The sequence below is a fragment of the Pedobacter nototheniae genome (genome assembly GCF_004335085.1).
GTDB lineage: Bacteria > Bacteroidota > Bacteroidia > Sphingobacteriales > Sphingobacteriaceae > Pedobacter > Pedobacter nototheniae.
On sequence record NZ_RQRS01000001.1, the window covers coordinates 106,115 to 130,121 of the forward strand.

Annotated in this window: 32 protein-coding genes; 11 read left to right on the forward strand and 21 right to left on the reverse strand. The window is 37.4% G+C overall.

The window, feature by feature from the left end; all coding sequences use genetic code 11:
* Positions 1-2: 2 nt before the first annotated feature.
* The 13 genes from EHC72_RS00415 to EHC72_RS00475 all read right to left on the reverse strand — a co-directional run bounded on the left by EHC72_RS00415 (position 3) and on the right by EHC72_RS00475 (position 14,615).
* Positions 3-4,760, reverse strand: a complete 4,758-nt coding sequence (locus EHC72_RS00415; protein ID WP_131535453.1) for a phage tail protein — start codon at positions 4,758-4,760, stop codon at positions 3-5.
* Positions 4,757-5,188: a hypothetical protein gene (locus EHC72_RS00420; RefSeq protein ID WP_131535454.1), complete on the reverse strand. Its 432-nt coding sequence runs from the start codon at positions 5,186-5,188 to the stop codon at positions 4,757-4,759. The genes EHC72_RS00415 and EHC72_RS00420 overlap by 4 nt, the downstream gene beginning before the upstream one ends.
* Positions 5,188-9,420 (reverse strand): tape measure protein, encoded by a 4,233-nt coding sequence (locus EHC72_RS00425; protein WP_131535455.1) that lies wholly within the window; start codon positions 9,418-9,420, stop codon positions 5,188-5,190. The genes EHC72_RS00420 and EHC72_RS00425 overlap by 1 nt, the downstream gene beginning before the upstream one ends.
* Before the next feature lie 156 nt (positions 9,421-9,576).
* On the reverse strand, positions 9,577-10,086 hold the full coding sequence (locus tag EHC72_RS00430; protein ID WP_131535456.1) for a hypothetical protein: 510 nt from the start codon (positions 10,084-10,086) through the stop codon (positions 9,577-9,579).
* 48 nt (positions 10,087-10,134) lie between these two features.
* Positions 10,135-10,659: a hypothetical protein gene (locus EHC72_RS00435; protein WP_131535458.1), complete on the reverse strand. Its 525-nt coding sequence runs from the start codon at positions 10,657-10,659 to the stop codon at positions 10,135-10,137.
* Between the two features lie 12 nt (positions 10,660-10,671).
* On the reverse strand, positions 10,672-11,076 hold the full coding sequence (locus tag EHC72_RS00440; protein ID WP_131535459.1) for a hypothetical protein: 405 nt from the start codon (positions 11,074-11,076) through the stop codon (positions 10,672-10,674).
* Positions 11,069-11,509: a hypothetical protein gene (locus EHC72_RS00445; protein WP_131535460.1), complete on the reverse strand. Its 441-nt coding sequence runs from the start codon at positions 11,507-11,509 to the stop codon at positions 11,069-11,071. Before EHC72_RS00445 ends, EHC72_RS00440 begins: the two co-directional genes overlap by 8 nt.
* Positions 11,500-11,832, reverse strand: a complete 333-nt coding sequence (locus tag EHC72_RS00450; RefSeq protein ID WP_131535461.1) for a hypothetical protein — start codon at positions 11,830-11,832, stop codon at positions 11,500-11,502. The genes EHC72_RS00445 and EHC72_RS00450 overlap by 10 nt, the downstream gene beginning before the upstream one ends.
* Positions 11,826-12,101: a DUF6706 family protein gene (locus EHC72_RS00455; protein ID WP_131535462.1), complete on the reverse strand. Its 276-nt coding sequence runs from the start codon at positions 12,099-12,101 to the stop codon at positions 11,826-11,828. The genes EHC72_RS00450 and EHC72_RS00455 overlap by 7 nt, the downstream gene beginning before the upstream one ends.
* 50 nt (positions 12,102-12,151) lie before the next feature.
* A complete protein-coding gene (locus EHC72_RS00460; RefSeq protein WP_131535463.1) occupies positions 12,152-12,481 on the reverse strand; it encodes a hypothetical protein in 330 nt (109 codons plus the stop codon).
* Positions 12,481-13,563 carry a hypothetical protein gene (locus tag EHC72_RS00465; RefSeq protein ID WP_131535464.1) on the reverse strand — a complete coding sequence of 361 codons (1,083 nt, stop codon included), beginning with the start codon at positions 13,561-13,563 and terminating at the stop codon, positions 12,481-12,483. The genes EHC72_RS00460 and EHC72_RS00465 overlap by 1 nt, the downstream gene beginning before the upstream one ends.
* Positions 13,563-13,955: a hypothetical protein gene (locus EHC72_RS00470; RefSeq protein ID WP_131535465.1), complete on the reverse strand. Its 393-nt coding sequence runs from the start codon at positions 13,953-13,955 to the stop codon at positions 13,563-13,565. The genes EHC72_RS00465 and EHC72_RS00470 overlap by 1 nt, the downstream gene beginning before the upstream one ends.
* A gap of 9 nt (positions 13,956-13,964) precedes the next feature.
* Entirely contained in the window at positions 13,965-14,615 is a 651-nt protein-coding gene (locus tag EHC72_RS00475; RefSeq protein WP_131535467.1) for a hypothetical protein, read from the reverse strand.
* A gap of 256 nt (positions 14,616-14,871) precedes the next feature.
* On the opposite strand from EHC72_RS00475, the gene EHC72_RS00480 reads away from it, so the two are divergent.
* The 6 genes from EHC72_RS00480 (at position 14,872) to EHC72_RS00500 (ending at position 16,493) form a co-directional block, all read left to right on the forward strand.
* Positions 14,872-15,207 (forward strand): helix-turn-helix domain-containing protein, encoded by a 336-nt coding sequence (locus tag EHC72_RS00480; RefSeq protein ID WP_131535468.1) that lies wholly within the window; start codon positions 14,872-14,874, stop codon positions 15,205-15,207.
* The gene (locus tag EHC72_RS00485) at positions 15,200-15,418 is read left to right on the forward strand and encodes a hypothetical protein (RefSeq protein ID WP_131535469.1); all 219 of its coding nucleotides are present in this window, start codon (positions 15,200-15,202) and stop codon (positions 15,416-15,418) included. Before EHC72_RS00480 ends, EHC72_RS00485 begins: the two co-directional genes overlap by 8 nt.
* A gap of 38 nt (positions 15,419-15,456) precedes the next feature.
* The gene (locus tag EHC72_RS00490) at positions 15,457-15,669 is read left to right on the forward strand and encodes a putative quorum-sensing-regulated virulence factor (protein ID WP_131535470.1); all 213 of its coding nucleotides are present in this window, start codon (positions 15,457-15,459) and stop codon (positions 15,667-15,669) included.
* Positions 15,663-15,839: a hypothetical protein gene (locus EHC72_RS22580; protein WP_165585744.1), complete on the forward strand. Its 177-nt coding sequence runs from the start codon at positions 15,663-15,665 to the stop codon at positions 15,837-15,839. Before EHC72_RS00490 ends, EHC72_RS22580 begins: the two co-directional genes overlap by 7 nt.
* 17 nt (positions 15,840-15,856) lie before the next feature.
* The gene (locus EHC72_RS00495) at positions 15,857-16,072 is read left to right on the forward strand and encodes a hypothetical protein (protein WP_211660251.1); all 216 of its coding nucleotides are present in this window, start codon (positions 15,857-15,859) and stop codon (positions 16,070-16,072) included.
* A gap of 61 nt (positions 16,073-16,133) precedes the next feature.
* The gene (locus EHC72_RS00500) at positions 16,134-16,493 is read left to right on the forward strand and encodes a hypothetical protein (protein ID WP_131535473.1); all 360 of its coding nucleotides are present in this window, start codon (positions 16,134-16,136) and stop codon (positions 16,491-16,493) included.
* A gap of 698 nt (positions 16,494-17,191) precedes the next feature.
* Here EHC72_RS00500 and EHC72_RS00505 read toward each other — a convergent pair.
* Positions 17,192-17,533 carry a hypothetical protein gene (locus EHC72_RS00505; RefSeq protein WP_131535475.1) on the reverse strand — a complete coding sequence of 114 codons (342 nt, stop codon included), beginning with the start codon at positions 17,531-17,533 and terminating at the stop codon, positions 17,192-17,194.
* Positions 17,526-17,711: a DUF3606 domain-containing protein gene (locus EHC72_RS00510; RefSeq protein ID WP_131535477.1), complete on the reverse strand. Its 186-nt coding sequence runs from the start codon at positions 17,709-17,711 to the stop codon at positions 17,526-17,528. The genes EHC72_RS00505 and EHC72_RS00510 overlap by 8 nt, the downstream gene beginning before the upstream one ends.
* Before the next feature lie 58 nt (positions 17,712-17,769).
* On the opposite strand from EHC72_RS00510, the gene EHC72_RS00515 reads away from it, so the two are divergent.
* The gene (locus tag EHC72_RS00515; protein ID WP_131535479.1) at positions 17,770-17,979 is read left to right on the forward strand and encodes a DUF6965 family protein; all 210 of its coding nucleotides are present in this window, start codon (positions 17,770-17,772) and stop codon (positions 17,977-17,979) included.
* On the opposite strand, the gene EHC72_RS00520 is transcribed toward EHC72_RS00515, so the two are convergent.
* The 6 genes from EHC72_RS00520 to EHC72_RS00545 all read right to left on the reverse strand — a co-directional run bounded on the left by EHC72_RS00520 (position 17,976) and on the right by EHC72_RS00545 (position 20,740).
* On the reverse strand, positions 17,976-18,332 hold the full coding sequence (locus EHC72_RS00520) for a response regulator (protein WP_131535480.1): 357 nt from the start codon (positions 18,330-18,332) through the stop codon (positions 17,976-17,978). The genes EHC72_RS00515 and EHC72_RS00520 overlap by 4 nt on opposite strands.
* A gap of 182 nt (positions 18,333-18,514) precedes the next feature.
* Entirely contained in the window at positions 18,515-19,222 is a 708-nt protein-coding gene (locus EHC72_RS00525; protein WP_131535482.1) for an SOS response-associated peptidase, read from the reverse strand.
* Positions 19,223-19,227: 5 nt separating this feature from the next.
* Positions 19,228-19,677, reverse strand: coding sequence for a hypothetical protein (locus tag EHC72_RS00530; RefSeq protein ID WP_131535484.1), 450 nt, complete (start codon positions 19,675-19,677; stop codon positions 19,228-19,230).
* Between the two features lie 31 nt (positions 19,678-19,708).
* Complete coding sequence (locus EHC72_RS00535; protein WP_131535486.1) at positions 19,709-19,942, reverse strand: hypothetical protein; 234 nt, start codon at positions 19,940-19,942, stop codon at positions 19,709-19,711.
* A 65-nt stretch (positions 19,943-20,007) separates the two neighbouring features.
* On the reverse strand, positions 20,008-20,370 hold the full coding sequence (locus EHC72_RS00540) for a hypothetical protein (RefSeq protein ID WP_131535488.1): 363 nt from the start codon (positions 20,368-20,370) through the stop codon (positions 20,008-20,010).
* Between the two features lie 67 nt (positions 20,371-20,437).
* Positions 20,438-20,740 (reverse strand): hypothetical protein, encoded by a 303-nt coding sequence (locus EHC72_RS00545; protein ID WP_131535490.1) that lies wholly within the window; start codon positions 20,738-20,740, stop codon positions 20,438-20,440.
* Between the two features lie 150 nt (positions 20,741-20,890).
* On the opposite strand from EHC72_RS00545, the gene EHC72_RS00550 reads away from it, so the two are divergent.
* From EHC72_RS00550 to EHC72_RS00565, 4 genes are all read left to right on the forward strand, one after another.
* Positions 20,891-22,861, forward strand: a complete 1,971-nt coding sequence (locus EHC72_RS00550) for a T6SS effector amidase Tae4 family protein (RefSeq protein WP_131535492.1) — start codon at positions 20,891-20,893, stop codon at positions 22,859-22,861.
* Between the two features lie 5 nt (positions 22,862-22,866).
* Positions 22,867-23,307: a hypothetical protein gene (locus EHC72_RS00555; RefSeq protein ID WP_131535494.1), complete on the forward strand. Its 441-nt coding sequence runs from the start codon at positions 22,867-22,869 to the stop codon at positions 23,305-23,307.
* A 199-nt stretch (positions 23,308-23,506) separates the two neighbouring features.
* Positions 23,507-23,707, forward strand: coding sequence for a hypothetical protein (locus EHC72_RS00560; protein WP_131535496.1), 201 nt, complete (start codon positions 23,507-23,509; stop codon positions 23,705-23,707).
* 20 nt (positions 23,708-23,727) lie between these two features.
* Positions 23,728-24,006: a hypothetical protein gene (locus EHC72_RS00565; protein WP_131535498.1), complete on the forward strand. Its 279-nt coding sequence runs from the start codon at positions 23,728-23,730 to the stop codon at positions 24,004-24,006.
* Position 24,007: the final 1 nt, after the last annotated feature.

The window sequence follows — 24,007 nt, forward strand, 5'->3', positions numbered from 1 at the left end:
TTTTATACACACAATCTTCCCCGGTTTCCACCTGAGGTAATAATCTTAAGAGGGGCTGAAGTACCACCCAAATCAAAAGCATTTGGTATGTTGGAAACGGTAACATTTCCTGTGTTTACAACTAATCTATTATCAAATATTGCTACGTCTTTAAATGTTCCAACCCCGCTAAAAAAGAAATCACCATCACAATAAAAAGCCAGGTTCTGACCAGTTAAGGCAGAAACATACAATGCAACACTATTTGAACTTCCACCAGTAGGCTTTAATTTAAAGGCGCCCACGGCATTAAAGCTTCCATAAGGAGTTGGCAAAGCATTTCCTGTACTTAAAATAAATAAACCTTTGGTATTGATGCTACTATACTCACCCGCTGCTTGCGAACTATTTTTCATATATAATTCAGGTGAACTTCCGGACTTTAAAGCGATGTAATTAGAAGACTCAGAACCTGAAAAAATTCTGTCTGAAGCTAAAGACCAGCCGCCTATGGTACCCGTGGTAGCTTCTATATTTGTAGCTACAATGTTTAATGATTTAATGTAGTCGGCGTTAATTACATTGACCTTAATGTAATCCACATCAAGCAGGTTCGCTTTAATTTTACCACCTTCAATAACTGTTGTACCTAATTTTGCAGCTTCCACAACATCGGCATAAGCCAATGATTTTAAGTTGGCGGTTAAGGTTGTATAGCTTGCATTTGCCTGATCTGCCAAAGCCTTTGCGTTATCAATAGCTGCTTGCACATCTTCGGGGGCTGGTGTCCAATCGGTAGCTTTGTTGCCTTTTTCTAATTTAACATCATAGATATCTATGCTCGGATTATTTGGGTATCCATATACTTCATTCCAAAATGTAATAACTGTCGCTTGCGAACCATTTGAATTTGCAATAAATGTAAAACTGTCACTTGGCTTACTGTTATTAATCCACATCAAGTTTTGCCTTGTGTCTCCACCTATTCCTATAGAGGTGTAGGCAAGCACATTTGGAGAATTTGAAATGTTTTTAATCCTCCATGATAAAGTATATAGTTCGCCATTTACAAGAGGAATAGATAAGCTTTTGCCTTTCCCAGTATAACCATTTAAACTAATTCCAGTAGAAGTACCGCTTAAATAATTGCGACCACCAAATTTAAGCCCGTCAACCAATTGTTGCGATAAGGCAGCGGCGGCAGCCTGTGCCGCATTAGCCTTAGCCTGGGCATCAGTTGAAGCCTGGCTAATTGCATTTGCTTGCGCAACATTCGCTTTACTCTGCGCTGAAGCATCTGCATAGCTTTGAGCAGCTGCAAGCGTTTGCTGGTTTTTAGTATCTGTATAACCATTTGCAGCCCCCAATGCGGCTGTTACCTTTTGTTGGGCATCATCTTTGGCAGTCTGCAAATTGGCTTGAGCCTGGGCAATTCTTGACTGTTCTTCAGCTGTTACTTTTCCATCAGCATAAGCTTTGGCAATCTCACGTTCGTAGGCAGCTTGTGCGTAAGCCGCATTGGTTGCCGCCAATTGTGCGGCATCGGCTTTTTGACTTGCAACAAAATCGCCATCTTCGGGGGCTGGTGTCCAATCTGATACTTTGTTTCCTTTTTCAACCTTAATAGCATCAAAGGCCATCCAGCCAAACCCCGTTGCGTGAAAACCAAATCTTATTTCGCCACTTGTATCTGCTGGGTCGCAAACAAAACTATATGTAAGCCTACGCCAAACCTTATCACCAAATAAAGTAAACCCAACACTTTTATGCCCCGTTGCATTAAAATTGATGTAAGTTGAACACCCGGTAATTGAACCTGCACCCACGTAATAAAAGCTAATTGTATAGGTTTCGCCCGGTATAAATTTTACAGCTTTATTTAAGTAAACATAAATATCGCCAGCACTTGTAACATTGTTACCTGCCAAATAAAGGGATTTTGTTCCCAAATATGGGTGTGTTAAACCACCATCTAAAACACCATCACTCAAAATACTGGCTTCCAAACCTGAAAGGTTAACGGGTAGTAATACACCGTTTTCAAAACTGCTATCAGGTAATAAGTTTCTGCCGCCAAGCTGAATAGCTGAAACTTTGGCGCTTGCATCATTAGCGGCAACCTGAATAGCTGCAACCTGGGCAGCACTTGCTTTGACCGTAGCATCTGCTGAAGCCTGCGTGGTTGCAGTGGTAATTTGATTATTTACATAGCTTAAAGTAGCACCACCACCATCTGAAATGATTTGAGCAGCATTAATTACCCTGGCTTTTAAACGGTCAATCGTTCCCTGCGTAAAATTAAATTCAAGACCATTTAAATAATCAATTTTAGCTGTTATCGCCCTAATGTCATCACTATCCAATAATGGAGTTCTAACCTTACCATTACTAATAACAACATCTAAAGCATTGTTGGCAACAGTATTGGCATATGCCTGGGTAGCAGCATTGCCTCCGGTTATAGTCACTTCACCCTTAAACTTTCCATTCTTTAAGTAAACGTTTTCTCCATAGAGGCCGTAACCCTGCAATGCTCCAAAATCAGGATCATTAATTCCATTAAGCTTTCCTAACCTAACTTTCGTTTTACCTGTCAAGTCAGCAGAATTAATACCGTCTAACACATCGAGATAAGGCGCACCGCTATCGCTGTTAGTCAGGTAAATTAAACCCTGGCGGCTGGCATCAGTTACGTTACCAAATTGAAAAACAGTATCACCGGGTTGTGGGATGCCGGACCCAACAAATGAAGATTTTTCTAAATCAAATATTGAAGCACTTACCCCACGTACACGGGCAGAATAGTATTTGAGTTTTTTACCATCCCATACCTGACACCTTATTATATCATTGGCTTTAAAAGGCACCGCTATACTGCCATCATCTGTATTGATAATGCACGACCAAAAACTGCCACCATCGTTAACTTCTTTAATTTTAGCAACATTGGTGATAGCCAAACTTCCACCCGTTCCAGTGATCTCACGGATATTTAAAACATTTACATTTAAATCTTTTCTAATGGTTATGCTGTCAAATTCCGCTGAACCATCAGGGTTGATTTTGTAACCAACGCCCGTAAAACCACTAACATAAACCTTACTATTAAGCGTGTCAGCTTCAACAGATGCAAACTTAACGGCATCAGTTTTTCTAACTGGCTGATCTAAATAATCTGCAAACTGTTTCCCATCCCATTTGTCCGAATCGGTGGCGTAATCAGCAAGCGCAGCACGGGCGGCATCAGTTGCGAAATCTGCAACGCCTGCTTTAACCTTGTTGCCAGCAAGCATTAAATAGCCATTTAACTCACTTAAACGGTTCAGAAATATATTTTTGCGTAACTGATCAGAACTTAACAAACCACTGCTTTCAATAAGCTTTAAGGTTCGTTGTTGCTGGGCATATTGTCTGACAATTTCATTTGGCCCAATAGTATCCGCCCATTCAACTTCATCATATAAATTTCTGTCCTGAAGATCACGGGTATAACTTGCTATTCTGACTTCAGTATTTAACCCCATATCAGGATCGTTAATGATTGCCGTATTTCCTAACTGTACCTCGATCTGGTTTTGTTTGATAAAAAGACGGTCACATTTCGCTGAGTAAGCCAATAGAAATTTTGGATCACTATTTTGATCATAATAAGTTTGCCCGGCATTTAATAATCGATTTTCGCCATCAGTTACATATAAGGGTGGCATTTGGATATTTAGAATAACATATTTATCTCCAACTGCAGGGCGTAAAAGATTTGAAGGAACCTCAATACTCTTTTCTTCATCATTTTTGTTAATGGTGAATGTTTTTGTGCTATTGTTGTAGCTTGATAAAGTAAAAGTATAGCCTGCTAATTGCCCGGTATTGAAAGTTATCTTTACAGGGTCAGAGAGTTTATAATCATTAAGATTGAAATCCATCGAAGTATCCGTAAAATACTTCCAGTTACCATCACCGCTTACAACAGAGGTAATTGTGCCTTCTCTTTCCGGTTTAATCTCAAAGTTCTGTGTACCCTCAATTAATCCATACAAATCTACTTTAGAGTCATCTTGAATATAAGTTAGGCCACCAGGCAGCAATAAGTTTCCTGCATAATCCCTATAGCCGATTGGCAGATTTTCGCTACTTCCCCGAACATATAAACGGGTGATAATATTGGTGCTCGTCTTATTTTGGCGAAGAATGTTATATAAACCTTTTCCTTGTCCATAAGCAAAGGTTAAGCCGCTTGATTGTTCTCGTTTCTGTAGGTGGATGGTTTTATTTTCGATCCAAAATTCAGTTTTATAATCACTTGCAAGCTGGTTTAAGGCTTGAAGGCAATTCTGAGCAGAAAAGGTGAAATTCTTATATTCTGTTTCATCAATTACACCGACTGTCCAACCAGGATAAGCCCGGTTAATATTTTCAACGATTAAAGTAATGATAGTTAATGCATTTCCCGTCACGCTAAAACTTGGTTCTAAATAACCATTTTGTGGATTTAAACCTTGGATCTGGATTTTAGCCAGATCATAGAACTCATGCTCAAATTGAATAGTATAATCATATAACCGTTTTGCTTTCTTTTCAACGGTAGGAGTAAGGTTTATTTTGTAAGTTTCATTATCAAGGACAATAAAGTCATTGAGCATAAAGTCAACATAAACAGGTAAACTGAATTGCATATCTACAACTCGTTCTCCCATTGCTTTGACAGTTTCTTTACCTGTTGGATGAACAGCTTTAACTAACCACGACACATTGCCGTTGGTTCTCATTATATTATACATCATGATTGTTGAACCTCCTGTAATACTAATTCAATAGCTATCCCCATTTTCCCATTACCATTAGGGATCTTGGTTAAAATTTCAGCACTGGCCATGTCCTGATAGATTACATTTACTGTAATGTTGAGTTTCACGTTTGTTAATGGAACGACACCAGGAACATTTAATGCATCAAACAAAGCCTGTTCTTTTGCTTTGAATTCGTTCAGTGAGCTTGCCATGATGTAACCCTTTAAATTGAATGTTCTATCCTCAAACCGGATTGGTTCAGTTAGATCATATTCATCACCATTAAGCTCAGGCCAACTGTTCTTAAATCGTGGTTTAGCTTTCCGCCTTTTAACAAATCCATCTCTTCCAGAAGAAACTGCAAATCCATAGGTTGTGTAAACATCGAGGCCATTTAATTTATATAGATTGTTCGCTGCCATTATATACCTCCTGCAGCTCTTTCTGCGTTAGCGTTATTTCCCATTTTCTTATCCATGCTTACTAAAGAGTTTTCAATATTGGCAAGCCGATCTGTGTTAGTAGCTGTTCTAAATGTATTTGCTTCGATCTTGTTCAATACTGCCAAGCGATCGGAGGCCATATTCATCAATTGCGTATTCGATGCTCCTATGGCCTTCAAATATGTATTTGATTCAAGTTGAGCAATTCGAAGCCCTCCAAACTGACCAGCTATCAATTCAGCTGTCTGCTGACTCATTCCCTGTATTCCCGATACCGTGTTGTTTGAGGAATTTTGACCGCCAAGATCTTGCCCGGTAATTTTTTTAAACTCTTCGAATTTTATCCTTGCTTCCTCAGTTAATGAGGTGAAAAGTTTTTGGAGATCGGCAATTTCAGTGTCCGTCAGTTTCTCATCACTCTGTGCATCTTTGGCGAACTCATCATAAAATTGGTCCATTGCAGCAGCTAAGATTTTATTTTTAAATATGCTTAATGCAGCCTCATCCATTGTCTGCTTAAAGAAGTCCGCCAACTCCTGTGCTCCGGTTTTTCCTGATCGAAACATTTCTAAAAGTGAATCTGTCAATGAATCCGCCGTGGTTCCAGTGAAGATCTCTCTTGTCTGTTCAGCTATGGCAGCAAGAGTTGCAGTAACGTCAGCACCTTCATTCTTTAATTTTCTTAATTGCTCAAATAATGCTTTTGCACCATCAGTTAATCTGTTTTGAGTGTATAGTTGCTCAAGTTGGTCATAGTCCTTACCTGCAAGGCTTGCATAAGAATAAGTAGTTTTTGCCTTTCTAACCCATGTTCCATGTTTGTATTCTGAACCCGTTATTTCTCCCTCATTCATGGCTTGTAACTGGCCAAGAACTTGCTTGAATTGTTTGTCTACTTCTTCGGATTGCTTTTTTAATAACTCATATTCTTGTTGTAATCCTGAAAGTCGTTTAGCCTGGGCAGATGCAGTATTTCTTTCTCGCTCACGTAAGAGTGATTGGTATTCTATTTCTCCATTCAGGGCATCATCGTAAAACTTCTGAACTTCCGCTCTCGCTTTAGCATTCATTTCTTTTACTTTCTTTCCAATTGAGAATAGTCCAGCTACAGCACCTATGGTTTTTGTAATTCCACCAATAATGTCTCCACTTGCAAACGATGCAAATGCTCCGGCAGCATCGCTACCAACTTGCATTATTTGGCTAAGCGTTCCCAAAGAGTAAGCTAACTGATCATTGGTTCCTTCAAGGGAAGATGACATTTGACTAAATGCACTTGAAAGTTGCGCCATATCAGATGAGGCTTTCTGAGCACCTTTGATTAGTTTGTTTTGGGTGGATAATTCAAGGTTGATCTGCTTTAACTCAAGCCTATATCTCTCTGCTTGGTCAGCAACTAACGTTTCCTCTTTTAAAGCTTTATTTAAATATGTTATCCTTTCCTTAAGTCTATCGTAGTAACCAGCGTCGGTACCTTTATCAAGCACAGATTCTGCTTCTTTCAATTTTTCCTTTAAAGATTTAATATATTCAGTTGGTAGGTTATTACTGTTCTTAAGAATATCATTAAGACTAGTAATTTCGTTTTTCGCCTGTTGGCGGGTTAGAAAGGTTATTTCTTGATTAAGTTTTCTATATATCTCTGTTTTTTGATAAGCTTCATCGGTCGCAGCATTAATTGCATTGTCACGTTGCCTTAATAATTCTGCTTTTTTTGAATCTGTTATTTGAGGCCCTAAGATCTTTGCTTGGTCGGCAAACTGCTTTTTGATTGCTTCAACTTTTTGCTCGTATGATAGTGTTGCGTTATAAGCTTCAGCATACTGATTTTTAGTTTCTTCTGTTTGCCTTTTTTTCTCTTCTGTGACAAGTTTTGAAGTAGCGGTTAACCTTTCCTGGATAGGCCCAGTAAAACCAGCCGAATACGCTTGAGCTAATGTTATGGCTAAGTCTGTTTCCAGTTTTTGTAAATAGGTTTGACTTGTATTTATTTCGCCCTTATACCTTTCTTTTGCGTTTTCAAGACCAACTTTCTTTTTATACTCTTCAAATTGAAGATATAGTTCTTTTTGTTTATCTAAATTGGATTTATAAACTTCTGTTTCACTTCTATACTTAATGTCACCAGTCTCCGATTTCTCTAAGTTATCTATACGCGTAAATGATCCAGCTGTCAATTTCTGACTTTTTGGAGCTTTTTTATTGTATTCAAGTAATTCCTTGCGCAGTATTTCATATTTATTATGTGCGTCTTCAATCTCTTTTTCACTTTGAACTTTGCCTTTTGCATATATATTGGCTTCTTGTTCATGAATTTTATTTAAAATGTCTAGCTTTTTCTCGCCCCATTTTTTAAGTTCGTCATTCGCTTTGTCAGCGGATTTGTCATGAACCTCAAAAAGGCGTAGTTTCTTCTGTGCCTCGTCGATTTTTTTTCTTAGAGGTGCAGCTTTGGATTCGAAATCTTTTGCCCCTTCATCTAAAGCTTGCAGAGCTTCCGTATTTTCTTTAACTATTGCATCATAATATGCCTTGTTCTTTGCTTTGTTAGGTTTTGAAGTCTCAGGAGTAATATTTCCAACCACTCGTTTTTTCAATTGTTCTGAATATTGCTTATTAACCGAATCAATAATTTTCTGATCCTGTTGGTTAAGTTGTCTAACAATATCGCTAGCCTCATCTTGAGCAGAAAGCATTGCTCTTCCTTTAAAGAAGTTTTTAAGTGAATAGCCGAGCCGTGTAGTAAAGTTCAGTCCTTTATCGGTAGGATCTGCAGAAGCTTTTGCATTCCTTTCAGCAATTCTTTTTACTGCTTCTGCCTTTACAGCATATGCTGCCTCACCTTGAAGTTTAATTTCAAGCCATTTTAGGTATTCCTTGATTGCAGTCGTGCCAGCTTTAGTGAATATATTTTGAGAGTTTAAGCCCTTTAGAAATTCAGGGTTTAATTCGTTCAGTTTCTTGATTGCAGCAACCCTTTCCTCGTCTGTTGAAGTGCGGCTTTTAGCAACCTTGACCAACTCTTCTAATTGCAGTTTTTCTTCCGCTAACTTTCCTTGGTAAGATGCAGACAAATCTGCTAATGCTTGTTGTGAAACAGCAGCAGCGCTAGTTGTTTGAGAAAGCGCATAGATCGCAACCGTGAGAGCTGTGATAACTGCTGTATATGCAATAATTGGCGAATTTCTAATAACTGCATTTAGTATTGAGGTAGCAGTTGCTAATAAGTTTTCTGCTCCCATTAATAACAGTGTTTGGGTTGTTAGCCCAGCTGTTCTAGCAGTCACTAATTGAATTAATGCGGCTTCAAGAACTAATGCTGCTCGGTATGCTCCATATGCGGTAACCAATACTCCAATGATTGTAATAACATTTTCGTAATTTTCAACTAGCAAGTTTAATCCTGCGATTCCTGAGTTTAATATTCCTTCATTGCTTTTTCCGATCGCATTCAGCATGCTGTCAAAACTGTCTTCCAGATTTGATAACTGGCCAGTCAGAGATTTAGATTGCTCTTGCATCAAGTTATAGAACATGCCTGACGCTGAAGTCATGTTTTGGAAAGCTTTTTGTACTTCTGGGAATCCAACTTTACCAGCTTCAACAAGGCCCATCACTTCACTTTCAGCAACTTTAAACTGTGCGGCCAATTCTTTAATAATCGGAATACCTCGGCCGGTGAACTGTTGAATATCTTTAGAATATGCACGACCTTGCGTTTGCAAAGTACCATAGAGGTAAACAATATCATTTAATGGGGCGCTTACTCCACTGGCGATATTTCCTAGCATTGAAATTGTAGGAGTGATGTCCTTGGCAGCCGTACCATATGCTAAAAGTTGTTTCGCTCCATTGGCAACTTCCTGAAGGCCGAAAGGTGTAGTGGCTGCAAGCTTCACAACCTGGGCCATCAACTTATCGGCTTCATCCTTGCTTTTCAGCATGGTAGTAAAAGCGATTTCCAACTGTTGAAACTCACCCCGAACCTTAACAATATTCATCAGGAGCTCTTTACCTTCGGTAAATGAAGCGTAACTGGCAGCAAGCGCTGCAGCTTTTTTTGCCCAATTATCTAAAGCATCTCCTTGTTGTTGTACTTTTTTACTAAGGTTTTCTATTCTGCTTTCAATGCGTGAGGCAATACGGTCAATTTCACTGTCATCAATTGTTGCAGTGAACCCCAGACCTCCTTCTACTATTCTAACGCCCATATTAAAATCCTGCTTCTTCTATTGTTTTTTGTGCTTGAGACTTATTTTTATTATCCTCTTTATCACTTTTAGAGGTCGGTATTGTTGCAATCAGCATGGTTAAGTTCGCATAGCTAATTTCATAAAGGCAATAATGCCAGGTAAACCGGAAGTATTTTATTGCTCCTCCGACAGTTTCCCAAGGACTTCGTTTTCGGAGGCTATCATCTCCTCCGTCTTCAGTAGGCTCATCCCTTTCATTAAGATGATAGAACTCAAAAAATCCTCTAATCTGTTATGGTCAATAAGCTTATAGAGTAAATACTTTTGCTCAACAGCATCAAGGTTTTTCAGTAGAAATTTCGTTAGGCAGTAGGGAGGAAGCTGATTAGTATTAAGTATCAATACTCCAATGATTTTGACGGTTAGTGCTGCATCATCTCCAAATGCCTTTAAGATTTTTGCAACATTATTCTTCTCGGAAGTATCGATTTCAGTCTTTAATTCGAGGATTAACTCCGATAAATACAATAATGTGCTTAAACATGATCGCCTTACTTTAAAAACTTTGGACTTCCTTTTTCGTAACCGATCTAAAATGCTTGGCTTAACGATATCAATCTCTATATCAATTTCCCGATTCGTTGCTACGTTAGCGACTTGCCTTAGAATATCTTTCTCGTTCATTTTATTGTTTTAAAGCCCTGCACGATCGGCAGGGCTATTAATTAATGTTTAAGCCGGATCTGGAACCGAAAGCGTATAAGCCGGAGTCGCGGCCTTTGTTGGAGCCAATGCTTTCCAGTTAATTACGATTTTACCTAATTCACCATCTTGAAATGATAAATTCCATACTGGAAGTAACTGCATGCGAACTACACCCAGGATAGCACCGTTTTTCGATTCTATCTCTGCTGAAACCTCCAAAGGATTGTAAACATCTGGTGGAGTAAACACAGCACGTTTTGCTGCACCTGTTCCAGTGGTCGTTGCCGTTCCGCCGAAAACTTTAACTGCAGTTGCAGGAGTTACATCGTAGCACTCGAGTACCCCCGACATTTGAGGGTTTTCCGTTACAACAGATTCAAAAGCTTCAGATTGTTCTTCAATATTGAAGTCCTGCGTTTGAGCCTCTGAAGTTGTAGCATTCGTTGAACCTTTTACGGTTGTACCCAACGCTGTTAACGCTGTTCCCATTCCTCCGTCCGCTGCAATAGCACCGATTCGGAATGCTTTATAACCTTTTAATGACTTTGCCATAATTTTAATTTTTTAAATATTTTCGTTTCTAAAACTGATTCTGAAATTGTTGAAATGTTCGTTAAAACCTTCGTTCTCCAAAACATACTCCTGATCAATATTTAAGCTCCAATCGTCAATGTCGACCTCGTTCAGGATTTCTGACACTTTCAAGCTTAAAACTTTTATCCGCTCATAATTCGCCTGACTGTTATCCTGGTTTGTTCCGATTTTCAAAGTAAGATTTGGAACAAATACATTGACGTTAATTATGCACTCCTGAAGCTGATCATTCGAGAGGGGTAGAGCATTAATAACTATACATTCACCACTGAAAGAAGCAGGCTTATTTCCTTTAAAGATTTCAAGATTTATTCCTCCGCTAATCAGAAGTTTATAGACGATGTCAATTACTTCTATTGATATTTTTTTAGACATTGAAATTTCTATTTAATCTTTTTAACGATGCCTTTAAAAGCCTTCCTACCTTTTGAGATGAGCCAGTAATTACGTCTTTTCCTTTCGCCTCAACAGCAGCTGCATAATCCATCCCAGCAACACCTACCAATAAAAAACCATCAGGATTATCTCTGGCTATTCTGCGAGCAATCTTTTTTGCCTCTTTTACAGATAAGCCTCCCGAACCCACAAAACCTTCTCCTTTTATTTTCTGATTGTAGAGGAGCATATAACCGATTGAATTTCTCAGATTGCCTGTTCTATCGGTATACTCTCCGCTTGTGCGTGCAAGATTTATGAACTCCTCACCTGAATACTTCAATCTATCAGTAACAGCATCTCTATACTCTTCAATCTTTGCTTTAATGGCTTTTCGGATTTCTGCTTTGCTGAACTGTGCTTTTATACCCATATCCTTGAATGAAAACTATCTCTGGAAAACCTCAATAATGTTGTATTGAGAATTAGTTCATCATTTTCGAATACCTCAACCTTGGCCTCGTATGGAATAGTTTCCAATCTCCCCTCAACGTATATAATTGCATCGAAAACAATCTTATTTCCATCAACACCTGTAATTACTGTTCCTTTTGAGTTTGGCTGAATTCTGCACCTAATGTTTTCTATTTCAACCGGAATACTCGAATTCACCCAGTTTCCATTGCTATCTTTTACAGACTCGCCTTCCTGATAGGTTACTTTAAGCTGATGTGGGTATTGAACGTCGATTACCATAAGGCGCTCTTATCAACGATTATATCCTTTGATGGATTAAATACATCTTGCTCTCCAGCTTCCTTACAGAGCATCGAGTAGTATGCTTTGATTCCATCAACCTTGTACTTAATTGAATAATCGCCTTGTGATATGTCAGGAGCAAGGAGCAATTCGGGAATTATAGAGATCAAAGCCTTTTTAATTTTATTGGCTAAAGCAGGAGTATATTCCATTTCTGGAGTAATTTCCTGATCAACCAATACAGCTTCTAATTCCTCATCTTCCATGCTGAATTGAAACCTTTTTAGCTTCGCCTGTATATAATTCCCGATTGTCATTATTCCTGTTCTACTTTTTCAACCAGACCGTTGTCAACTAAGGTTGCCAAACGTTTAGGATCCAGATCGCTAACATCATCTCCAGCTTTATACTCTTTTGAGAAATCCTTGATATCTCTAAAAGAACCTGTGACGATGTGCTTGAAAACCTTTGGTTTTTCTGGTTTAGGGTTTACGATGGCGTGGTAGATTTCTTCAACTTCTTCAGTTGAAAACTCTTTAGGATCCTTTGCGATCTCAGCCTTAATTTCCGTTTCATTCTTACCCTGGGTAAGAAGAATTGCATATAATGCAACGGCTGCCTTTAATGTTGCGTGATGAAGTGCCATTATGCTTGAATGATGCCTGAATCAAGTAAGAAAATATCGTTAATTGAGCTGATCACCGGAACAATACGTGCCTGTGAGTTTACTACCTCAGCAAGGGTAGGACGGTTAACGCGGAATTGAGAAACCAAAAGAAAGTCTTCAGGAGTCTGATATTTAACTCCATCCACCGGACGATTCTTTTCTGCAGGTTCTTTCCAAACCAAATCACCCAATTGCTCTGTGCAAATACCAACAACGGCATGTTCTGCCCACGGCTGGTATGTTGTATTGATACCGTTTTTCTGTGAAACCATAGAACGATCAACCACTTCGAAAACATAACCGAAACGTTTTTTGGCCGTCGCATTCAATTGTTCAAAGTCAGGCTCAGGGATGTTCGATCCCACAAAGTTTTGACTGAAAGCAAAGAGTTGCTTAGCTTGGTCTGTTGAAGCAATGTTCATCAAATCAGTTTCGGTAATTAGCCATCTCTGGATGGTCCTGTTTTCTTTTTTGGCTTGGGCCTTTGCACGATTTAAATCGTCAAATGGTTTTGATGTTGGATCAGACCACAACTTGGTTACACCAAATTTATGATCAGTACGGTATTTGAAATCCATACGGATACCAACACCAGTATTTTTATCATCCTGTACCAATCCAATACCAGTTGATAATGATTGCAAGAAAGTTGACTCAATGGTTTCATAAACCGCAAGGATTACGATAGGCAAGTGCTCCAATAACTTTGCAGCGATTAAAGCTTGTGGCTTACCTAAGGCAATCATTGTGTCGATTGCGTCCATCTGAGATTCGTTTAACTGCATCTCAAGACCTGATTTAGGAATTGTTCCACTTGCAGAACTTTGAGAAGGGCGTCTCTTCAAAGGAAGAGGTGAGTCCATTGCAACATAGTCTGCAGTGATGATTTGACCATTTACGGTGATTGCTTCCCATTTGCCATCAACCGAATACGTTTTCTTTAAGAACCTACGAAAAAGGTAAGTTCTAGGGCTATTCTCGCCATTGATAGTCTCAACGATTTTCAAGACTAAACCTGGGAAGTATGCTTCAACCAGTTCTAAGTATTTTGTAACTTCCATTAGTCTGCTCTAAATTGGATTTGAGTTAATGCCGTAATTGCACCAGCTGGCGGAGCGAATGGAGAAGCCACGGGATTCACCGTTCCGTTTGTCAGGATTGCCGCAAATGGGCGTTTAGTTAAAATTGATGCGATCAACACACCAACATAGATGTGATCTGCTGGTAAAGCGGCATAAGCTGTTGCGCCTGCATTGATAGGCATTGGCTTAAAATCCTTACTTACCGGATCTTGAATGATCAAATGCCCTGCACTGATCACTTTTGGGGTGAACCCTGTTACATTTAGGGATCTGCCTCCTCGGATTGAATCCAAATGACGAACGATAACGATTGAATCGTTACCAGTGTCAATGATGTTTCCGTCTTCGTTTAAATCGACTGTCGTTGACATAGTTTAAGTTTAAATACTCATGTTACCAATTGCAGCACTTATGTCTGCTTCTGATGCCTCCTTGCCAGTTTTTATATTGGCAGATTTTGGCTTTGTTTGTTGGCTCAAGCTTTTGTCTGAAAGATTTTGTCCGTAGTCGGCAGCATCAGTTTCAACTTCTTCAAGGAATGAATTGAAATCTTCATCAGTATCGAATTTCATCCTTGAAAAGTTTTTCATTGTCTGCTTGCTAAACTTCTCATCAACCCCTTGCAGCTTCGTTTCCAAAGCCTGTTTCCTTAAATCGACGGTTTTTCCTTGTTCTATTGCTGCTAATCGATCAGTCAATGTTTTGTTTGATTCGATTAATGCCTTTGCCCAAGCTGGTGTTTCCTTATCATCCTTACCAGGTTCAGGGGTGTTTGGATCTTTGTCCTCGTTGCCCTTATTTGCATCAGGTTTAACCCCTTTCAAAGCGTCAGCAGCACGTCTGTCTCCTTCCGATTGGAAAAGCGTAGCGAAGCCCGTAACTAAATCCTCTGCATTTTCTACAGTATCCTCTACTTGCGTTTCTTCAGTTACCCCTTTTTCAAGAAAATCAGCCGCCTTGTCCAGGATGCTTTTTGGTACATTCTTGTGTTTTGCTTTCAGTCCTTGAAAGATTTCTTTTCTAAATGCCATGTTTAAAATTTAACGTTAACTAATTAGTAGACTCAAAGATAAATCAAAAAATCAAATAAAATATCCTTTGGATATGTTTTAGGTCTTTAATGGCTTTAAATTGCAAATTTGATTAGTAAACTAATTAGTTAATTTATTTCTGAAATAATTTGGAATTGTAAAATTTGCTAATCATATTTGCAAAGTCGTTACCGATAGAAGCAGCAACTTCTGGTAAGGACGAACACAACAACAGTGATTAACTTAATACAGCAATATGAACACGAAAAAGTGTAATGGGGCTGGTATGGATATTGACCATGCCGAAAAGAAAGATGACTCCACTTTCTTTGTCCTTGATGGAGAAATCCAGGATCAATCCTCAGTTAAAAAATGCATAAGTCATAATCTTAAGCATATCAGAAAACAAAAAGGTCTTACCCAAGATGCGTTCTCAAAGCAATTGGGTATTAGTAGGCCGTCATACGCTTCCTATGAGGAACAAAGGGCTGAACCTCCATTGAGCGTGGTAATTACTCTTTCCAATCTTACTGGAATAGATATAAATACCTTATTGACCGATGAGCTTAGAGAGGAGGTTCTAAATGACTAAATCAAAGCCAACAGACCTTGAACAATTTATTGAAGCTTTTGGAAGCAGTGTGAAAAACATTAAGCCTGGAAGGGTGATGTTCAAAGCAAAAGATCTTGATCGTCAAGTAACATCTGCTCGTCAGCTAATTGAGGCTAAAAAACTTAATCTAAAGGTAGTGAACGATGCAGATATGGCGTCTTACAATGCTTTTGAAGTTTGGGAAGCATAACTAAAGAGCAGCAACTCTTAAATAAAATCACAACAACAATGAACGCAACAGCAACTAAAATTACTGACGAAACGGCTATGCCTTTCGGAAAGTTTAAAAACATCGCCATAGCTAATGTACCAGCAGGCTATTTACTTTGGCTATACCGCAATGAAAGATCTGGTCAGTTAAAAGAATACATTCTTGAAAATTTTCAAGTTCTTGAAAAAGAAGCTGCAAAAGATGAAAAGAAGGGAGGTAAGAAATGGTAGTTCAAACTGTTTTAAGACCAGGCTCGAAACTTCAGAGTCCTGAAGGCATCATTAACGTATTGTCATACTCTGGAGGTATATACGATTTAGAAGCTAATGGACACACCTTGCTAATGGATGAAAGCTCATTAAACCATCTAATCGAAGAAAGGGTATGGGTAGTTCAATGATCGAGCAATATTTACTAATGACCGCTAACGGAACTACTCCTCCGCGATATACTCACAATAACATTGAATCGGCAATTCAAGAAGCAAAGCGTTTGCATCTCTTACATAATGTTGAAGTAAAAATATTAAAGGTGGTTGGAGTAGTCAAAAAGGTCGAAGTTCCGGTCACAGAAATTAAGACGGTTGTGATTTTGGAGCCAGATAATCCAGATATCGGAGACCTTCCTTTTTAAAGTAATATTCATTTAATTTTTTAGCTCGCGATCCTCTTTTGGACGCGAGCATAAGGAGGTAGTGAAAAATTTACTTATAGGGCTATTGGCCTTTGCTCTTACACTAGGTGTAGGATGCAAAAAAGAAGAAAATTTGGTTAGTTCAAACGATTCAAAAATCGAAAAGGTTGAAAAAGCTACAATAATTAAAAGTGATGTATTAGGAGTTGAGGCGCCTGGCGGTGGTTATCCAAGTGGGGCAGATACTTATCCCCATAATACAGGAGGTTGCGTTTGCGGTAAATATGCAGGTTGCCATCCATACGAATACTGGACTGTTGCGGTTACTGATGGCTTATATTATTATGTTCCTCACCTTACCAAATATGGGCAGACTACATTCCCTCCCGGGGCAGTTTTCCCAGGAAATTCAGCATATTAATTAATATTTTATTTAACCCCGTCCTGAAATAAAGGCGGGGTTTACATTTTTTTTAAAAAAATAAGCTATGTGAAAGCATTAACCATTTTATTACCTACGGAAACCCTCAATAATTATAGATCCTCATAACTTAATTTTGAAATAATGCATAAATGGAATGGACCAAGACGAATTAAAGAAGCTGCAGATCGCGCTATTCAAAGTTGGTATTGCGATATTTTCACAGAAATTGGAACGTTCTTTTCCAAAAGGGGCAAAAGGACGCATAGGGGTAAACCTGTTAATTAATTCATGAGCCGAATAAATCAGTTATTCGGCTCATGATGTTGTAAAAAATTGTGTAAGTTTAGGATTCATATGGGCAACAATTTTGTTAAAAAGGTAGAGGAAAAGGCACGCATCCAATTTATAATATTTGATGCCGAAATAAAACTGGAGGATCTCCTGGGAAAGGTCAATGCTGTCGAGTTTTCAAATGAGGTTAAGCAAAAGATAATTGATTTGCTTGAAGAAATGCGTCCGAACTTGCTTAGGTCCGTTGTTTTAAAGGAAATTAATAAACATTCTTAATATTTGATGATTTGGGAGCTAAAATATTTTTAATTTCATCGGCAATATTTGTAATTATTATTTTAATGATTAAGGGCAAAGGTCCGTATAGGGATAGGTGATTATGCTCTTTATGTTGCTCACAATATCTATTTTTTCCGAGAATAAAACTGAGTTTCAAAATCAGTTACATGTTGAGGTTTCTTAACTTCCGTCCGTGGTTTTCTTTCAGTTGATCTGCCAGGGATATCGATTAGCGATTTTACAAAATGAACAACTGGATCATCTGCAGCTGCATTGCGTAAGTGAGCTTTCAGTTTTTCATCCCAATTATTTACTGCTTCAATTAGGCTAGTTCCTCGCCCTAAGACGCTTTCATTAATATCTTCATCAAGAAAACAAATGAAAGTGTCGCCATCACGATAAACTTTTGGTTTAAGTAATTTAGCGACACCTTCAAGTTGTGCTTCTATCAGCTTTCTTCTAGCCATTTTTTTTAATGTAATCAGCAATCTTTGCTCTGGAAGAGCTTCCGCTTTGCTTTGCTAACTCTTTGTATCGATTTGGAGTTACTCCAGCTTCTTTTGCAGCATATGCCACTTCACTTGCGTCGTTCAGATCTACTTTAGTGTCGTCACGACCATCTTGTTTGTTTTTATTGTCGCTCATAATTAATGTTTTATACAATAACACTGATTTGTTCCTGATTGTTTAATTACTTTTGGACATGACAATTCAAGAGTTAGAAGAATGGTTTGCGAATGCACCAAAACCTCAAATGCCAGTGATGTTAAATGATGCTAGCAAGGTAAATGATTATGCTAAGTTCTTAGATAGTCACTTTTCGCCTTTAAAGGCTCATCCTGATGCTAAAATTAATAATCCGCTGTTAATTAGGTTAAAAATGATGAAGTTGATTATTGAAAGTAATATCTAACTTACAATTTTAATTAAATCGTCAAGATCGTAGGGTTTGGTTAGATATCCGTCAAAACACCTAAATAAAGGATTTCTAAAGTCTGAATCTGTAATAACTGCTGCTGTAAATAAAATGACTTTAATCCCCTTAGTCTTGGAGTTGGTGCGCAAGTTTTCACAAATCTTTCTTCCATTCTGAACCTCTCCAATATTATAATCCATTAAGATTGTGTCAGGCTTAAAATTTTCAATATGTTCTTCAAGACCAATTGCATCAGGTAGAGCTAAAACATCGAAGTTACTTATTTCAAGCGCTAAGGTTGTTGCTTCCAGTACCCCATAATCATCGTCAATCATTAATATTTTTTTCATCTTAGCAGCAATAAGTATTGTGAGACTTTGAACAAGTATCTGCAAAGATTGTTTTATAAAAAAAAACAGGCACAAAGCATGCTGCCTTGTACCTGTATCTAAATTAACGCTCTCAAGAGCAAATATATAAAACTTTCTGAAACTTCAATATCGGCTAAATGTCCGATAAATTCAATTATCGGCTAATTACCCGATAATGGTTTGTATGCTTCTTGGACATTCCCTAATTTAATTAAATTTCGATCTACCCGATATGCAGCCATATTCCGGTCGTCACATCCAACTAAAAGATTGTCAATCTCTGGTTTAGCTAAAGATGGATTTATCCAAGAATCAATTTGATCATTATCCAAAATTAAAGGCATACGTTTTTTAGAGTTATGTATATCGGCCATTAATTCATTAGCTTCAGCAGTAACGATTGAGAAGGTTGTAAGCCACTCTTTAGTATCTGGGTTTTGGTAATTAGAATATATGCACGCAAGGTTAAAATAAGGATGGGATTTTGGATGGATGAAATATGGAAGCTTGTCACCATCCACATGTTTATACTCATAAAAACCGTTTACTGGCAATATTGCTCTGTTTTTGCCGATAGAATTTTTGAAAGATGGCTTTTCCCATAGTGTTTCAGACATTGCATTAAGAGTATTATTACTCATTTTTAGCATGTCAGGAAAAGGCTTTTTCCAATTTGGGATTAATCCCCATTGCATTTTTTGTATTGCCCTGTTTTCACTTTGAGTTATTAAAGAAAGTGTGGGATGCACAAAACCTGAAACAATGTGGTAGGGATTGTATTCTTCAACATCTTCCTGGTACTTTGGATCTGCAGAATAATATTCTTTTAAATCCTCCAATTTTACTGCGTGGCTTACATAATAACACATATTATTTAATTTAGACCTATATCAAATATTTCATCACTACCGGCTTTTGTCAGAATCACATTCAGATGCTCGTCAAATTCGACCAGATCGTAAATAGAATCTCTAACAACAGATCCGAAATCATCTATATCAACTTCTGGGTGGCATACAACCATTATTGTTTCTTCGTCAGTAAATTCAACAGAAACAATGTTTTCTCTCCATTGCTCCTTAATTATCCTTGGAAAATTTTCTTTAAACTGCTTTTGCTGAAGGTGCCCTGATAAAGTTTCTATTAATTGTTTTAACTCTTCGTTTTCAGTTGAAAACCCAAATTCTGATTCTGAATCCATCACCATTGAGCCAATAAAGTTTCCTTCTACATGCACAAAGTAAATTTCATCATCAATATGGATGATAACATTTTGAGCAGTTTTTGCACCAAAAGGATGTATATTAAATGTGGTTGTAAGCATGATAGTTAAATCTAATTTAATAAATATTGTTTTACTTTTTCTTTAAATCATAATACTGATTTATTTTTTTTGTGTGTTCCTCAACAAATTTTGATGCTCTTAGAATTAGATCGTTAGCTTTTTTAAGCCCTTCCCTAGGATCCATTAATATAAGTTGAGGGGCATTTGCTTTTCCTCTATGCACATTTATATCCTCATTGCTCCATATGAATTCTTCAGGGGTATACCATAACTTAGTGGTTTTACTATAAATCCAAAAATTCATTTTTTTTGCTTGTAATGCCAGATGCGCACGGTAATCTTTTGCGGGATCTGGAAGAGGCCCCCATGTCATTCGAAGTCGGGATTTTTAACGCGTAGTAATTTTTCATACAACTCACCACCAATCTTAACTTTTATGCTAAATAGAAAAGATTCCCATCCAACAACTTTAAGAAACTCAGCTAAGCCTGGTTTAAGAATTTGATCTATTAATTTTGGCGCAACCTCAGTCAACTGTTTTCTAAAGAAACGATCAGTATATAAATCATTTAGAGCATGAAGGTTTATAAAAATATCTCCCCCATCAGATCCATCAACTTCAATTAAGCGATCTAAACTGATTATGAAAGGTCGCATCTTATCATTAAGCCAAAACCAGCTTTGTATTTGTCTTTCGAGGGCGGGCTTGTAGTTTCTGAAGTTCGTTTCCATTTTCGGATCAATAAGGGCTTCAAAATTACTAATATATTTAGTAATTCAAAGAAAATAGAAAATACAACTAACTAGAATAAATATCTGCTGATAAACTTCTTCTCACTTTTAGTTCTTCCCGAATTCTAATATGTGTTGTTAAATAAACATGAGAGTTTATTTCGTCAAGTTTCTCAACTCCTAAAATTATTTCATCAATTAACTCTTTGGATAGATTGATTTTAGGGAGGGTTTTGAATGAGTTAGTATTGTAATATAAATACCCTGCAAATCTCTCTCCGATATGCAAAATGTTTTTATAATTACCAGCTCTTATTACTATTAGTTCCCCGTTATGCTCAAATTTTACATATGATTTTGTGATTTTCATTTTGATTAAAGATTAAAAAGAATCAAAATTACTAATATTATTAGTAAATAGAATCAATAAAAATTAATTTCTGAATTTCTTGTTTTGCGGAAATAAAAATTATATTCGCTAAATCATCATCTCTCAAAATTTACTTTAACTAATTAACTGATGAACAAACTAACACTCTCTAAAGGCAAAGCTATGGCTTGCCTTGCTATTATGTGCCTATTTTTGGCGCAATCCTGTCGTAAAGATAATCTAATGCCAAATGCCTCAGATTCTGTCGAACGTGCAAAGAATTGGTATAATCAGAAATTCGATAAATCGACAAGTACTTTAATGTCTATTAATGGTTATTCTTTTCCTCTGGATATAAAACCCAAATGGAATGAGGTGCAGGCATCTAGATTGGACGATCAAACGGATATTTATATTGTTCCATTAGAAGTAGATGTTCCTCTCGAGCTAAGACAAACTATTAATCCGGTCTTAGTAATGCATGAAAAAGCAACTGGATATGAAGTAAAATCGATTAATGATGATCAAAATGCACATCGTATCCTTAAAAAAGACGAGACGAGATCATATGATGCCAAATCTTTATACCAAAAGGCCTTTGGAAGTGAGCAAAGAAAACTTAGTGATGTTAGCAATGTGGTGTTAACAAATAAGTCAAGTGGAGGTAATATAAAATCAAGTTCTTCAAATACTCAAACTATTGCACAAAATAAAATTATGACTGGTGATCCTTCTAGTGTTGGGGGTGGGAAGTGTATAGATTGGTATTTAGTTACAAGAGATCAGGATGGTGTGATTATCTCTGAAGAATTTGTGGGCAGGACTTGTGGAATAGATGAAATGCCAGGTGGTGGCGGACCTGGTGGAGGACCTGGTACCTCAGGAAACCCTGCTGATTTCGGATTGGATCCAAAATGTCTAAATTGCCAAATCCTTGTGGATAATTTTGATGCATTTCTGCAATATTTAAAAACAATAAATTATATAGCATCCGATCCGTTTGGTACAACAGTAGAACTTAACGGAGTTTCATTCCATGGAACCATGGTTGAAATACGTCTTAACGGAGCTTTAACAGGATCGTTTTTCACACCTGATTATAGTTATGATAGATATACGCCTGGGATTTACTACAGCGTAGGTTTTAGAGGCAGCGATGGATATGGGCCTGCTCCCAACTTTGGTTATGGTTTAACTGGACTAACCTTTCCAGTAACTTATTATAATGGAAAAACAAGTCTGTTTTTAATGCCTCCTGGAGGAGTTACCTATACAACTCCTGGACAAGATTTAATAAGTATTCTTAGTATAACCGATGTGAGCATAAAGTCATTCCTTGCTGCATCGCCTGATGTTAGTTCTGGAGTGTTGGAGTATTTGAGAATTAATGGCAAGACAGCAGAAACAATCGATTTTGCAAATTGGAGTGTCGGTTATTTATTTAATAATAGAAATTTTGAAGAGTTTAAAAATGCTTTCTTAAATTTTAAGGCAGACGGTTCAGATGGGCCTGAAGATTTTGATGAGAATTATTGGAACGATCCAAATCTTGTGATTCAGCAGCAAACCTTGCCAACTCTTTTTGAGTTTTCACTAGCTTATCCTAAATCTGGGTTTGGTAAAGCCGAATTTGAAATGTCAGCTCCTGAGGTATTCGATTTGGTTGGAGGCACTCCAAAAGCACTTCGTGATGCTTCGCTTTCCGATTCGGACCCATATAATAATAATACATATAGTAATGCATGTGCGCTAAGGGTTTCAAGAGCATTAAATTACTCAGGAGTGACTATTCCGGAAGTTTCAGGGACATATAAAGGCGGTGATGGTAAAAATTATTTTTTATCAGCTGCGAGTTTAAATGCTTGGATGACAAAAACATTCCCCCCTACAGCAAGCAATAGCGTTCGATTAACAGCAGCAAATGCTGGAAAAAATGGTGAAGGATTTGCTACAGCACTGAATGGATTAAATGGTATATATATAATGATTCCTAACTATCCGGGACCAACTTATTTTGGTGCCTCAGGACATGCAGGGTTTTATACTACACCACCAGTGACACATTATTACTTTACTGCAAAAGGGGGGGTAAGTAAAATAACACTATGGAAATTACAATAAAACTTATGAGAAAAATATTAATTATAAATGCCTTAATTCTATTTTCACTTTCAACATTTGGACAAGGTAAAGAAAATGAGAAAGAATGGATACAAACCTATAAAGACCAGGTTTTTTATAACGGTCTTTTGAAAGGCTTGGAAAGCAAAGAAGTAACAGACAAAATAATTAGTTTGGATAAATCATTTTATAATCCTGTATTTATAATTCTTCACGGAAAAGCTATTAGTAAAGGGAGCGACTATTTAGTTGAAATGATAAGAAAAGACTCTATCGAAAGAGAGGGGCGTGTAGCAGAGCCTGCATCTGGAAGAAGACCTTTTTTGGTTGCTCTTCGATTTTATCAAAGCAAAAAACTTAACCAAATGGCGAAGGAAGAATATAATAAATGGATGAAAATACCCAATAAACAGAAGCTTATTAATGAAGCTAATAAAGCATATTGAAACTTTTCGATGGTTTAAATAAAAAATGCAGAGGTAGAGTTCCTCTGCATTATAACATTACTCTAACACTGTTCAAGCTTGAAATCTATCCCACGTTAATGTTATTCTTTACAAAACTCATTTAGCTAAGGATAGTTTAAAAATCTAAATCATAATACAGAGAAGTAAACATAAATGCATTGAAAATGGATTATAGCAAATGAAAAAAATAACAACCAAAGAAGATCTGGAAAAATTTAAGGTCGGCATCTTAGAAAGATTAGATATGGCTTTTAACTCAGGTTTGTATATTCGAAGCGAATCAACAATTCTTAATACTGCGAAATTTCAAAAACTTGAAATTAGAATTGAAATAAAAAATACGGATACCAGCAAGCCAGGCTTTGTAAGTCAAGGATGAAATCTTAATTTTATAGAATTATGAAAACAATATTTGATTACAATCCAACCAATCCCGAATTAGTGGAGCTATTCGGATATGATAAGAAGTCAGATTCGATGGCTTACGGCTTCTCCGTTTTACTATTGCCAGTTAAAGATTATAAGGTTGAAAATAGCGAAGAAGGCACATTGCTTGACTTAGCTAAGCTGCTTGAGCATCGTGGCCTTGTTAAAGAAGCTGACGAAATATGGTCTAAGATTCCTGATATTGAAAGACAATACAGAGCCGGGCATGATCATGTCTTAAACCCTCAATAAA